Source organism: Streptomyces sp. NPDC039465, assembly GCF_055639315.1.
In genome coordinates, this window is record NZ_JBVKAP010000002.1 from 308574 (window position 1) to 321275 (window position 12702).

Annotated in this window: 9 protein-coding genes; 2 read left to right on the top strand and 7 right to left on the bottom strand. The window is 73.2% G+C overall.

The genetic code is table 11. From position 1 onward, the window contains the following. Window positions 1-11: 11 nt before the first annotated feature. The 3 genes from ACZ7LT_RS07615 to ACZ7LT_RS07625 all read right to left on the bottom strand — a co-directional run bounded on the left by ACZ7LT_RS07615 (window position 12) and on the right by ACZ7LT_RS07625 (window position 6272). Window positions 12-338: a chorismate mutase gene (locus ACZ7LT_RS07615; protein ID WP_471235063.1), complete on the bottom strand. Its 327-nt coding sequence runs from the start codon at window positions 336-338 to the stop codon at window positions 12-14. 131 nt (window positions 339-469) lie between these two features. Then, window positions 470-2749: a salicylate synthase gene (locus tag ACZ7LT_RS07620; protein WP_471235064.1), complete on the bottom strand. Its 2280-nt coding sequence runs from the start codon at window positions 2747-2749 to the stop codon at window positions 470-472. Continuing rightward, complete coding sequence (locus ACZ7LT_RS07625; RefSeq protein ID WP_471235065.1) at window positions 2742-6272, bottom strand: non-ribosomal peptide synthetase; 3531 nt, start codon at window positions 6270-6272, stop codon at window positions 2742-2744. Before ACZ7LT_RS07625 ends, ACZ7LT_RS07620 begins: the two co-directional genes overlap by 8 nt. A gap of 297 nt (window positions 6273-6569) precedes the next feature. Between ACZ7LT_RS07625 and ACZ7LT_RS07630 the strand changes: the two genes are divergently transcribed. Then, window positions 6570-8216 (top strand): (2,3-dihydroxybenzoyl)adenylate synthase, encoded by a 1647-nt coding sequence (locus ACZ7LT_RS07630; protein WP_471235066.1) that lies wholly within the window; start codon window positions 6570-6572, stop codon window positions 8214-8216. Window positions 8217-8274: 58 nt separating this feature from the next. After that, window positions 8275-8478 (top strand): MbtH family protein, encoded by a 204-nt coding sequence (locus ACZ7LT_RS07635; RefSeq protein WP_471235067.1) that lies wholly within the window; start codon window positions 8275-8277, stop codon window positions 8476-8478. A gap of 68 nt (window positions 8479-8546) precedes the next feature. Here ACZ7LT_RS07635 and ACZ7LT_RS07640 read toward each other — a convergent pair whose 3' ends face one another. The 4 genes from ACZ7LT_RS07640 to ACZ7LT_RS07655 form a co-directional block, all read right to left on the bottom strand. Beyond that, complete coding sequence (locus ACZ7LT_RS07640) at window positions 8547-9587, bottom strand: ABC transporter substrate-binding protein (RefSeq protein ID WP_471235068.1); 1041 nt, start codon at window positions 9585-9587, stop codon at window positions 8547-8549. Window positions 9588-9686: 99 nt separating this feature from the next. Further along, entirely contained in the window at window positions 9687-10523 is an 837-nt protein-coding gene (locus ACZ7LT_RS07645) for an ABC transporter ATP-binding protein (RefSeq protein ID WP_471235069.1), read from the bottom strand. Between the two features lie 2 nt (window positions 10524-10525). Then, complete coding sequence (locus tag ACZ7LT_RS07650) at window positions 10526-11611, bottom strand: FecCD family ABC transporter permease (protein WP_471235070.1); 1086 nt, start codon at window positions 11609-11611, stop codon at window positions 10526-10528. Between the two features lie 3 nt (window positions 11612-11614). Beyond that, the gene (locus ACZ7LT_RS07655) at window positions 11615-12580 is read right to left on the bottom strand and encodes a FecCD family ABC transporter permease (RefSeq protein ID WP_471235605.1); all 966 of its coding nucleotides are present in this window, start codon (window positions 12578-12580) and stop codon (window positions 11615-11617) included. Window positions 12581-12702: the final 122 nt, after the last annotated feature.

Consider the following 12702-nt stretch of genomic DNA (forward strand, 5'->3'; position numbering starts at 1 on the left):
CGGTTCAGGGCTCAATGCCGCTCGGCCGGCACGAGCCGTTCGGCCAGGGGCGCGCGACGTGCCGCCGGCATCTGGACGGGGCTCGACCGCCGCTCCAGCTCGATCAGGAGCATCGCCAGCGACGTGCCCTCGCGCCCGAGTGCCTCGCGATAGCGGCGCAGTACCGCGTTCTCGCGGGCGAGTTCGATCGCCGGGCCTCCCGCCGCCCGTCGCCGGGCCGCCAGCTCCCCGCACAGGGCGGTACGCCGGCGGACGAGATCGATGATCGCCTCGTCCAGCTCGGAGACGGTCCGGTGACCGTCGTCGGCGAGCGCGTCCGTGTCCGTGTCCGTGGACATGCCGACCGCCTTCCGTATGAGAGCGCCGGAGGTGGAGCGGGCTGGCTGTCGACGCCGTGTCCGGTCCGACAACCAGCCCATCGTAGCGCGGCATTACCATATTTAGGTAAGCCTTGCTTTACCAATCGTGCTCAGTGGGTCAGCGCCGCGGACTGCTCGTCCAGGGCGGACGTGAGGGGCCTTCCCTCGGCTTCGGCCGCCGGGACCAGGAAGCGCGAGACGCTGCGCAGCTTCTCGCGGGTCTCCTCCAGCTCGCGCTCCGGCGTCGAGTGCGCCACGATGCCCGCGCCGGCCCGCATCCAGGTCCGTCCCTCGTGGCGGTAGACGCTGCGCAGCACCAGCGCGGCGTCGACCGTGCCGTCCGCGTCGACCGTGAGCACGGCGCCGCTGTAGAGCCCGCGGGGCCGGCGCTCGGCGCGGCGGATGAGTTCGCACCCCTCGGCCTTGGGTATGCCGGAGGCCGTCACCGCGGGGAACAGCGCGCCGAACGCCTCCCACGCGGTCCTGCCCTGGGCGAGGGAACCGGACAGGCGCGAGGCAAGGTGCTGCACACTGCCCCGCTCCTTGATGGACATGAAGTCGTCGACGGCGACGGACTCCCGGGTGCAGACCTGCTCCAGCTCCTCCGCCACCAGGCGTACGGAGACCGCGTGCTCGAAGACCTCCTTCTCGTCGCGGTAGAGCTCGGCGCGCCGGCCGCGGTCCGCCTCCGGGTCGCCCACCAGGGCGCGGGTGCCCGCCAGGGGCTGGGCGACGACATGGCCGTCGCCGCCCGTGACACGGGCGACGATCTCGGGGCTGAAACCGGCCGTCTCCCAGCCGCCGAGGCGCAGCAGGAACGAGCGGGCGGGGTCGTTGCCGCGGCGGCCTTCGAGGTACGTGGCGGGCAGGTCGATGGGCGAGGTGACGGGCACGACGCGGGAGAGGATCACCTTGGTGAGGTGGCCGGCGCGGATCTCCTCCACGGCCGCCGCCACCGAGGCCCGGTAGACGTCGGCGTCGTGCTGCTCCACGTCGGCGGTCACCCGCCGGGTGCTGCCGGCCGCTCCGCCGAGAGCGGCGGCCGAACGCACCCGCTGCTCCAGCGCGTCGAGGTCCTCGGGGTCCAGCACGCGCAGCAGGGCGCCGCCGTCCTCGATCCTGACCTCGCGCCGGGGTACGGCGAGGTGGGCGAGCGGGGTGTCACCGGGCGTGGCGGGCAGGCCGTGCAGGGGGTAGCTCAGCTCGAACGCGGACCAGCCGTAGGCCCGCCAGCCCTCGACCCGCACGGCGGCAAGGGCCTGTTCGAGCGCGTGGAGCACACCGCGGTCGGCGGGGAAGTCGACCGGGTCGGCGTCGCCGAGGCGCAGGGTGGTCCCGCCGGAGCGGACGACGACCGTGCCGTACTCGCCTTCCGCCCAGCCGATGGCACCCCGGTTCTCGTAGAGGACGTAGGCGTCGGCCGAGGTCTCCGACAGTGCCGCCGCGGTGCTCAGCGCGTCGCCGGTCAGCGTTATTCGGCGCTCGTGGTAGGCAGGGGCGAAGGTCACGGCTTCTCTCTCTTTCCCGGAGTCGGCTCGTCCGGCGTGGCGGGGGTTTCCCTCGTGGGGATCAGTGGGGCGGGGCAGGTCGGCGGGCGGTACGGCGGCGGGCGCGGCGGTCCCGTGGAGCGAGCGCAGCACGTGGTCGATGACGGCCGTCCGCTCGGGAACCAGGTAGAAGTGGCCGCCGGGCAGGACATGGATCCCGCTCGGCCGGGTGGCGGCCTCGCCCCAGCGCGGCGCGTCCCAGGCGGGGACGGACTCGTCCCGGTCGCCGAGCAGGACGTGCAGCGGGGTGGTGACGCGGGGGTGGAGCTCGGGGGCGTACCGGCCGATGACCTGGAAGTCGGCCCGGCAGGGCGGCAGGATCAACTCCCGTGCCTCCGGGGCGTCGAGGAGCTCGTCCGGGGTGCCGCCGAGGCCGCGCAGGTACGCGACGATCTGGTCGTCGTCGTACTCCGCCACGGGCGAGGGGCACTCCAACAGACGCCGGGGGCTCGGCCTGCCGGAGACGACGAGGGCGGCGGGGCGGGGCCCGCCGGACGCCTCCAGCCGGCGGGTCACCTCGAAGGCGACCGAGGCACCCATGCTGTGGCCGAAGAGCGCGGCCGGCCGGTCGAGGACCGTACGCAGCGCGGCGGTGGCGGCGTCCGCGAGGGTCGCCATGTCGGTCAACGCGGGCTCCGCAGCCCGGCGTTCGCGGCCGGGCAGGACCACGGACAGCACTTCGACGTCGTCGGGCACGGCCCGGGCCCAGTCGCGGTAGAAGGCGGGGGCGCCCCCGGCCGGGCCGAAGCACACGATGCGTGCCGAGGCGTCCGGCCGGGGCGCGTACCGCCGGAACCAGGCGTCGGCGGCACCTGCCGCCGGGCCGGGGAGCGGCTCAGCCATCGGCGCGCTCCGGATCGCGCTCGCCGTCGGTGAGTTGGGCGTCGATCTCCTCGTCCGACAGGGAGTCGATCTCCAGGTAGATCTCGGCGACGAGTTCGAGCCGGCCGTCGGTGTCGCGGGCCGCGAGCGTCCGGGCGAGCTCGGCGACGGTGAGCGACGCGAGGATGTCGTGGACGGACACGTCGTCGGTGTCGAGGGCCTCGCGCAGCCGCGCGGTGATCCGGGTGGCGAGGATCGAGTCGCCGCCGAGCTGGAAGTAGTCGTCCTGGCGTCCGACGCGGTCGGTGCCGAGGACACCGGCCCAGACGCGGGCGACGACCTCCTCCAGCGAGGTCCGCGCGGCCTCGTGCTCGCCTTCCTTGGCCTGGGCGGCGAGCAGTTCGCGCAGGGCGCGGCGGTCGGTCTTGCCGTTGGCGGTCAGCGGCATCTCGGCCAGGACGGCGATGGTGTCCGGCAGCATGTGGGCGGGCAGCCGCTCGGCGGCCGTGGCCCTCAGGTCGTCCTCGTCGAGTACGGCCCCGGCGCCGGTGGCGACGACGGCGCACAGGCGCGGCGTGGGCCCGGTGCGGATGACCAGGGCGGTGGCCTGGCGGACGGCCTGGTGCTGGGCGAGCGTGGCCTCGACCTCGCCGAGTTCGATGCGGAAGCCGCGGATCTTCACCTGGTCGTCGGCGCGGCCCAGGAACTCCAGGGTGCCGTCGGGCCAGTAGCGGGCGCGGTCGCCGGTGCGGTACCAGCGGTAGCCGTCGATCTCGACGAAACGGTCGGCGGTCCGCTCGGCGTCGCCGCGGTAGCCGTCGGCCACTCCGGCGCCGCCGATCCACAGTTCGCCGGCGACCCAGTCGGGGCAGTCGCGGCCCTGGGCGTCGACCACGCGGCAGCGGACGCCCCGCAGCGGGGTGCCGTACGGGACGCTCGTCCACCGCGCGGGCACCTCGCCGCCCACGACCTCCTGGATCGTGGAGTGGATGGCGGTCTCGGTGGTGCCGCCGAGGCCCAGGAAGCGGCAGCCGGGAACCTGCGCGTGCAGCCGTACGGGCAGGTCCACGCCGACCCAGTCGCCGCCGAGCAGCACCGCACGCAGGCTGGTGCCCATCGGCTCGTGTTCGGCCGCGGTGAGCAGCATGTCGAGCAGGCTGGGCACGCAGTTGAGGATGGTGACGGCGTGCCGGCGGACCAGTCCGGTCCAGGCGGTGGCGTCCTTGCGGGTCTCTTCGTCGACCGTGACGACGGCTCCGCCGGCCGACAGGGGGGCGAAGAGGTCGAAGACGGACAGGTCGAAGTCGAGGGCGGAGAGCGCGAGGGTGCGGTCGGCGGGGCCGAGGCCGAGGCGTTCGACGAGGTCGTCGATGGTGTTGGCGGCGGCGCGGTGGGAGACCTCGACGCCCTTGGGTTCGCCGGTGGAGCCCGAGGTGAAGAGCACGTAGGCCACGGACCGCGGGTCGGCGAGGACCGGCTCGGGCAGGGGTGTGGGCCAGGCGGCGGCTTCGGCGAGCGGGAGGGTGGCGGCATCGCCGCCGCCGTCGGCGAGGACGGTCTTGACTCCGGCGCGGGCGCGGATGGACTCGGCGCGGGTGGCGGGCTGTTCGACGCCGATCGGCACGTAGTGCGCGCCCGCTGCGTGGACGCCGAGGACGGCGACGAGCTGGTCGGGTCCCTTGGGCAGGCGGATCGCGACCGCGTCACCGGGTTCGACGCCGCGTGCCCGCAGGGCCCCGGCCACGCGGAGCGCCCGCTCGGCGAGCTGACCGTAGGTCAGGGTCGAGTCGGCGGCGAGGACGGCCGGGGCGTCCGGGGCGGTGGCGGCGCGGGTGAAGAACGCCTGGTGGAGCGGCTGCTGGGGCAGGGGTCCGTCGGTGTTGTTCGCTTCGGCGCGGACGGCGAGCTGGGATTCGGTGACGAGCGGCCCCACGGGAACGTCCCAGGCGGTGCCGTCGGCCACCGCGCCTATCAGGTCGGTGAACGCGGCGAACATGGTCTCGGCTGCGTCGTCGGGGAACGCGTCCGCGCGGACGTCCCAGTTGACGAGGAGGCCGTCGTGCAGCTCGGTGATCTGGGCGTCGAGGAGGACCTGCGGGCCCTGGGAGACGATCCACACGGGTTCGCCGAGGCAGCGCTCCACATCGTGTCCGAACAGCTCGCCGAGGTCGAGCGCGCTGGTGAAGACAACGGGGGCGAGGACCTGGGAGCCCTGGTCGCGGGAGAGGTCGCGGAGCACTTCGACGCCCGAGTACGAGGAGTGGGCGGCGGCGCGGTGCATCCGGTCCTGGGCGTCCTTGGCCCGTTCGGCGAACGTACGGGTCTCGCTCAGGTCGACGTCGAACAGGACGGAGCTGGTGAAGTCGCCGACGAGGCGGTCCACGTCGGCGTGGAGGGGACGGCGGTCGAACATCGGGACGTTGAGCAGGAACCTGGGTTCGCCGCTCCAGGCGCCGAGGACCTCGGCGAAGGCGGTGGCGGCGGCGACCGCCGGGGTGACGGCGTGCCGGCGTGCCTGGTCGGTGAGCTGGGCGCGCTGTTCGGGGCTGAGCCAGTGGTGCAGGCGGGTCACGCGGTGCGCGGCGCCGCGCTCGGCCTCGGGCCGGGCGGGCAGGGTGGGGGCGCCGGGCAGCTCACCGAGACGCTCGCGCCACCAGCGCACGTCCTGGTCGCGCGGCGGCTGCGCCCGGCGCTCGGCCAGGTACCGCGCGTAGGTGTAGTCCAGGGGCGGCAGGGGCTGTTCCGGGTGCTCGTAGAGGTGTACGAGGTCGGCGAGGAGGGTGCGGTAGCTGCGGGCGTCGGCGGCGAGCATGTCGACGTCCACGTGGACGCGGGTGCGGCCTTCGGGCAGCAGGGTGACGCGGATGTCGAAGACCTGACCGGCCTCGACGTCGAGCAGCTGGTGCGACAGCTGGTCACGGAGGCGGGCGGTCTGCTCCTCGGCCTCCCGCGGGGAGGCGTCGCGCAGGTCGAGGACGGGGAGCGCGGCTCCCTGCTGATTGGGTGGCCACGCTCCGACGACCTGGCGGCCGTCGTCGAGGATGCGGGCGCGGAGCATGGGGTGACGCTCCGCCAGGGCCGCGACGGCGGCACCGAGGCGGGCGGGGTCGACGCCGGAGCCGTCGAACTCCGTGTAGAGATGGGCGGCCACCGCACCGAGGGCCTGGGAGCCGCCGCGGCCGACCCAGTACGCGTGCTGCATGAGCGCCAGCGGGAACGGCTCCGCGTCCCCGGTCTCGGAGGAGGCGGCGGCCGGCGCGGCGGGGGCGACCGGGGTGGCGGCCGCGGGGCTGTCGTCCGGCGCCGGTGCGGCGGCCGCGCCGCCCGCCTCGGCGAGCAGGCCGCCCCAGCCCGCGAGGGTGGGACACCGTGCGAGGTCGGCGAAACCGATGTCGAGGCCTGTCCGTCGGCAGCGGTCCGCGATCCTCATCAGCTTGAGCGAGTCCAGGCCGAGTTCGATGAGGTTGTCCTGGTCGGCGGGGGCTTCGGCACCGGGGCCGAGCAACTCCGTGACCACACGCCGGAGGTCGTCGATCGACAGCATGAAGCGGCTTCTTCCTAGGGACGTCGTGTCGTGATGAGAGTCGCGTTCCGGACGGCTGTGGGCATCCGGAGCGTTCGGCGCGAGGGACGGCAAACCGTCCTCAAATCGCCCCTAACCAGCCAGGAATGGACACCAGGAGCACCCTTAGCGACAGGAGGTGTGCAACGACAGGAGTTAGGTTAACCTAACCACACCTATTTGTGGATGCCGGGAACGACCCTGGTCTCCACGCCCCATGACGAGCGGAAACCAGCGAGGAGCGCCAGGCGCCCTCCGGCCACGAGAGTCGAGCCGAACGTGACCCCTATCGCCACCGAGCCCCCCTCGCCCCTGCCCTCGGGGTTGACCCCGTGGCCCGCGGAGACCGCGGCCCGCTATGTGGCCTCCGGCCACTGGGACGGCCGGACCCTTGGAGCCCTGCTGCGCGACTGGGCGGACCGGTACGGCGACCGGCTCGCGATCGTAGCCGGGCGGGACCGGCTCACCTACCGTCAGCTGGACGAGCGGGCCGACCGGATGGCGGCCGGCCTGGCGGAGCTGGGGATACGCGCCGGCGACCGGGTCCTGGTGCAGCTGCCCAACACGGGCGCGTTCCCGGTCCTGTTCTTCGCGCTGGCCCGCCTCGGCGCGATCCCGGCCCTCACCCTGCCCGCGCACCGCCTCACCGAGATCGGCCACCTGGCCCGGCTGTCCGGGGCCGTGGCGTACGTCATCGCCGACGAGTACGCCGCCTTCGACTACCGGGAACTGGCCGCCGCCGTGCAGGCGCAGGCGCCCGAGCTGCGGCACGTCCTGGTCGACGGCGACCCGGGCCCGTACACCCCGCTCGCGAAGGTCGACGCGGAGCCCCGGCGGTTCCCGGACCCCGACCCGGCGGACGTCGCCCTGCTGCTGGTGTCCGGCGGGACCACCGGCGTCCCCAAGCTGATTCCCCGCACCCACAACGACTACGGGTACAACGCCCGCGCCAGCGCCGAGGCGTGCGAGCTGTCGGACGAGACCGTCTACCTCGCCTGCCTGCCCATCGCGCACAACTTCCCGCTGGCCTGCCCCGGCATGCTGGGCGCCCTGTCGGTGGGCGGCCGTGTCGTGCTCTCCCCCTCCCCCGCGCCCGGCGACGCGTTCCCGCTGATCGAGGCCGAACGCGTCACGCACACCGCGCTCGTACCGCCGCTGATCCCGCTGTGGATCGACGCGGCGGAGTGGGACCCCGCGGACATCTCCAGCCTGCGCGTCCTGCAGGCCGGCGGATCGAAGCTCTCGGCCGACCTCGCCCGCACCATCCCCGACGCGCTCGGCTGCTCGGTGCAGCAGGTGTTCGGCATGGCCGAGGGCCTGCTCAACTACACCCGCGCGGACGACGACGCCGAGACGGTGGCCCTCACCCAGGGCCGGCCGCTCAGCGCCGACGACGAGCTGCGCATCGTGGACGCCGACGGCCGGCCCGTCGCGCCCGGCGAGGCCGGAGAGCTGCTGGTACGCGGCCCGTACACGCTGCGCGGCTACTACCGCGCCCCCGAGGTCAACACCACCGCCTTCACCCCCGACGGCTTCTACTGCTCCGGCGACCTGGTTCGCCAACTCCCCTCCGGCCACCTGATCGTGGAGGGGCGGGTCAAGGACACCATCGACCGCAACGGCGAGAGCGTCTCCGCCGAGGAGGTCGAAAGCCATGTCGCGGCCCATCCGCAGGTCCGGCGCTGCGCCGCCGTCGGCGTGCCCGACCCCGCGGGAGAGGGCGAGCGGATCTGCGCGGTGGTCGTCCCCGACGGCTCCTCGGCACCGACCGTCCAGGCGCTGCGGGCCTTCCTGCTGGAGCGTGGTGTGGCCGCGTTCAAGCTGCCCGACCGCGTGGAGACGGTCGCGGACCTGCCGCTCACGGCGATCGGGAAGATCGACAAGCGGGCCCTGCGCGGCATCCTCGCCGCACGCGACGGGGCCTGAGACCGACGAGGCCTGAGACCACCCCTCCCGCATGTCCCACCAAGAAAGGCGTCACCCCATGACCAACCCCTTCGACGACGAGAACGGCTCCTTCCTCGTGCTGGTCAACGACGAGGGCCAGCACTCGCTGTGGCCGTCGTTCCAGACCGTGCCCGACGGCTGGCGCTCGGTCCTCGGCCCGGTGAGCCGCTCCGAGGCGCTGGCCCATGTCGAGGCCAACTGGACCGATCTGCGGCCGAAGAGCCTGATCGACGGCGAGTAGAACCGGACAACACATCGGCCCCTGCCGCGGATTGCGCGGCAGGGGCCGATGTGTTGTCCGGGAGAGCGTCACACGACGTCGGTGCGGGCCTTGGTCACGGTGGCGGCGAGGTCGTTCAGCACCTTGGTGAAGCGCTGGTACGTGAACGGCGTCTCCGTCTGCCAGTCGGACACCTGGCCGGCCTTGACCGCCGGGCTGCCCTTCCACGTCGGGTAGGCGCCGAGCTGCTGGTGCGTCAGGCCGCCCTCGGGACGGGCGTCCTCCAGGACCAGGTCGGCCTTGTACCGGCCGGCCTCCTCCCAGCTGAGTGCCTCGAAGCCGGCCTCGGGCTTCTTCGGCTTGACGATGTCGAGACCGAGCTGCTGGAAGAACTTCACGTCGCCGTGGAAGGCCGGGTCGGCGACGAAGAAGTTCTCCTTCGTACCGGAAACCACCGCGACGGACAGCCCCTTCTTCGCCTTGACGGCCGCGGTGACGCCCGCCGCCGCCTTCTCGAAGTCGGCCTTGGCCTTCTTGACCTCGGCGCTCTGCGGGTCCGCGCCGAGGGCCGCGGCCAGCTCGCCGAAGCGCTTGACCGCGTCCGGCACGGCCACGCCCATCAGCTGGATGACGGCGATCGGGGCGACCTGCTCGACCTTCTTGTAAACGTCCTCCGGGATGTACCACACCATCGGACCGTAGGCGATGGTGACGATCAGGTCCGGCTTGAGGGAGATCAGCTTCTCCATCTGGAACTCGCCGAACGCCGTGCCGACCGAGGCGGTCGACGGGTCGACGTTGCCGATCTGCGGGCTGGGCTTGCCGTCGGCGGTCTTCTGCGGGCCGAAGATGCCGACGGGCTTGATGCCGAAGTCCCACAGGGCCGCGGCCGGGTGGGACTGCGCGACAATCCGCTCGGGCCGCTTGGGCAGCGAGATCTTCTTGCCGCGGTCGTCGGTGAAGCTCCACGGGCCGGAGGCGGCCTTGTCGGAACCCTTGCCCTTGTCGGAGTCGCCGCAGGCGGCCAGCAGTCCCGTGGCGGCCAGTGCCCCGCCGAGGGCGAGGAAGCGGCGGCGGTCCATCCGGGCGGCCTGACCGGACTCGATGGCGGGAGTTCTGAAAATGGGCATGACTGTCCTTCCGAGCGGGCGTGCCGCAGGTCGTGCAGGGTGAGCGGAGCGGGTGTGGCGAGCGGGGGGTTGGGTGGTGCGGATCGTGGCGAGCGGTGGTCAGCGGGCGGTGACGGCCGGCTCCTGCCCGGCCCGCCCGCCGTGGTGACGGCCGAACGGGATGATGTGCGGGCCGCCTCCTGCCGGGTCCTCGATGACCGTGCAGCTCAGACCGAAGACCTCGGCTATGAGCTCCCGGTCGATCACCTCGGGCGGGGCACCCTCGGCGACGACCCGCCCGTCCTTCATGGCGATGACGTGGTCGGCGTACCGGCAGGCGTGGTTGAGGTCGTGGAGCACCAGGACGACGGTCCGTCCCTGCTCACGGTTGAGGTCGACGACCAGGTCGAGGATGTCGATCTGGTGCGCGAGGTCGAGGTGGTTCGTGGGTTCGTCGAGCAGCAGGACCGGTGTGCCCTGCGCCAGAGCCATGGCGATCCAGGCGCGTTGGCGCTGGCCGCCGGAGAGTTCGTCCACGCTGCGTTCGGCCTGCTCCAGCAGGCCGGTGGCCTCAAGGGCCTCGTACACCGCCCGCTCGTCGTCGGGCGACCACTGGCGCCACCACGACTGGTGCGGGCTGCGTCCGCGTTTGACCAGGTCGAGGACGGTGATGCCGTCCGGCGCGACCGGCGACTGCGGCAGCATGCCGAGTTGGCGGGCGAGCTCCTTGCCGCGCATGGTGTGGATGAGCCGGCCGTCCAGGTAGACGGCGCCCTCCTTCGGCGTGAGCAGCCGCGACAGGCCGCGCAGCAGCGTCGACTTGCCGCACGCGTTCGCGCCGACCACGGCGGTCACCCGCCCGGCCGGGATCGTCACGTCGAGGGCGTTCACCACGTGGCGGCCGTCGTACGCCAGGGTCAGCCCCTCGGCGGTGAGCCCCTGCGGTCGTTCTTCCACGGTCACCCTCCTGAACCGGTGCGGTTGGACCTGCCGAGCAGCCAGAGCAGGCAGGGGGCGCCGAGCACACCGGTCACGACGCCGACGGGAAGTTCGGTGCCCGGCAGAAGCTGACGCCCCGCCACATCGCCCGCGAGGACCACGAAGGAGCCGACCAGGGCGGACGGCAGCAGTGCGGGGCCGGGCGTGCCGACGAGGCGCAGGGCGATCTGAGGCGCGATCAGGGCGACGAAGGCGATCGGGCCGGCGGCTGCCGTCGCGAACGACACCAGGCCGGCGCCGACGGCGAGCAGTGCGATCCGCGCGGTCTGCACCGGCAGACCAAGCGCCTTGGCCATCTCGTCGCCGAACTGCAGTCCGCCGAGCCACGGCGCGAGCAGCACCACGCACGGCAACAGCACGGCCAGGGCGGCGGCGAGCGGGCCGACGTGTTCCCAGTCGCGCGCGTTGAGGCTTCCGGTGAGCCACATCAGGGCCTGCTGGGCCTGGTAGACGCCGGCTTTGAGGAGTAGATAGCTGGTGGCGCTGGTGCACAGTGCGGCGATGCCGATGCCCACGAGCACGATGCGGTAGCCGGTGGTGCCGGACTTCCAGGCGAGGGCGTAGATGAGCGCCGACGCTCCGAGGCCGCCGACGAGCGCCAGGGTCTGCAGGCCGAGCCCGGAGCCGATGCCCATCAGCAGTCCGGCGGTGGCGGCGGTGCCGGCTCCGGCGGAGACGCCGATGACGTCCGGGCTGGCCAGCGGATTGCGGGTCAGTGTCTGGAAGACGGCTCCCGCGACGCCGAAGGCCGCGCCGCAGAGCAGTCCCACCAGCGCCCGCGGCAGGCGCAGGCTGTGGACGACCAGGGCGGTCGTCGGGTCGCCGCCGCCCGCGAGGCTGCGGACCACGTCGGGGAGCGGCAGGTCGAGTTCGCCGAAGGCGACCTCGACGACGAACGCCGCGGCGACGGCGCCGGCCAGCAGCAGGCTCACAAGGACGCTGCGGGGGCGGACGATCCAGGAGGCCTTGGTCCGGGGCAGCCGGATCACCACCCCGCCCGCGTTGCGGACGGCGGCGGCGCCGCGCGTGGTGTCGGTGACGGTCACGGCTCACAGCTCCCGAAGTCGGCGGCGGCGCACCAGTGCGATGAAGAACGGCGCTCCGATCACCGTGACGACGATGCCGACGTGAAGTTCGTCGGGCCGGGCGATCAGGCGCCCGGCGATGTCGGCGGCGAGCAGCAGGCTGGGGCCGAGCAGCGCGGAGTACAGCATGATCCAGCGGTGGTCGGGGCCGGTGAGGGAGCGGGCGAGCTGCGGGATGACCAGGCCGACGAAGGCGATAGGCCCGCACAGGGCCACCGCGCCTCCGGCGAGGAGGGTGGCGGCTGCGGCGCCGCGCAGCCGTACGAGACCGACGTTCCGCCCCAGGGCCGTGGCGACGCCCTCGCCCAGGGCGAGGCTGTTGAGGGCGGGGGCGGTGGTGGCGGCGAGCACCGCTCCGACGGCGATGAAGGGCAGTACGTCGACGAGGACGCCGGGCGGCTGTCCGGTCAGCGAACCCACGACCCAGAAGCGGAAGTCGCCGAGCGCCGCGGCGTCGAAGAGGAGCACGGCGTTGACGAGGGACTGGAGCAGCGCCGTGACGGCGGCTCCGGCGAGCGCGAGTTTGGCGGGGGTCGCCCCGCCCTTTCCGGCGCTGCCGAGAGCGTAGACGAGGGCGATCGCGGCCAGGGCCCCGGCGAAGGCGAACCAGATGTAGCCCTGGGGGGCGGTGATGCCGAGCAGACCGGTGGTGAGGACGACACCGAGGGAGGCTCCGGCGCTGACGCCGAGGAGGCCCGGGTCGGCGAGCGGGTTGCGGGTCAGACCCTGCATCAGGGCTCCCGCCACGCCCAGCGCGGCGCCGACGACGAGGCCGAACTCGGTGCGGGGCACCCGCATCTGATGGACGATCCCGGACTCCTCGGAGCCGTCGGGGCTCCACAGGAGTTCGAGGACGCGTTCCGGCGCGATCGACTTGGTGCCGAGGGCGATGGAGCACAGGCAGAGCAGCCCCAGCACCACCAGGCACACGGGGACGGCGACGAGGTGTACGGAGGTCCGTCGCGGAACCGTCTCGGGTGGTCGAACGGGCGACGCCGCGGACCGGCTCTGCGAATACGGAAGCACGGAGAAAAGGATAGCCATACCTAAGT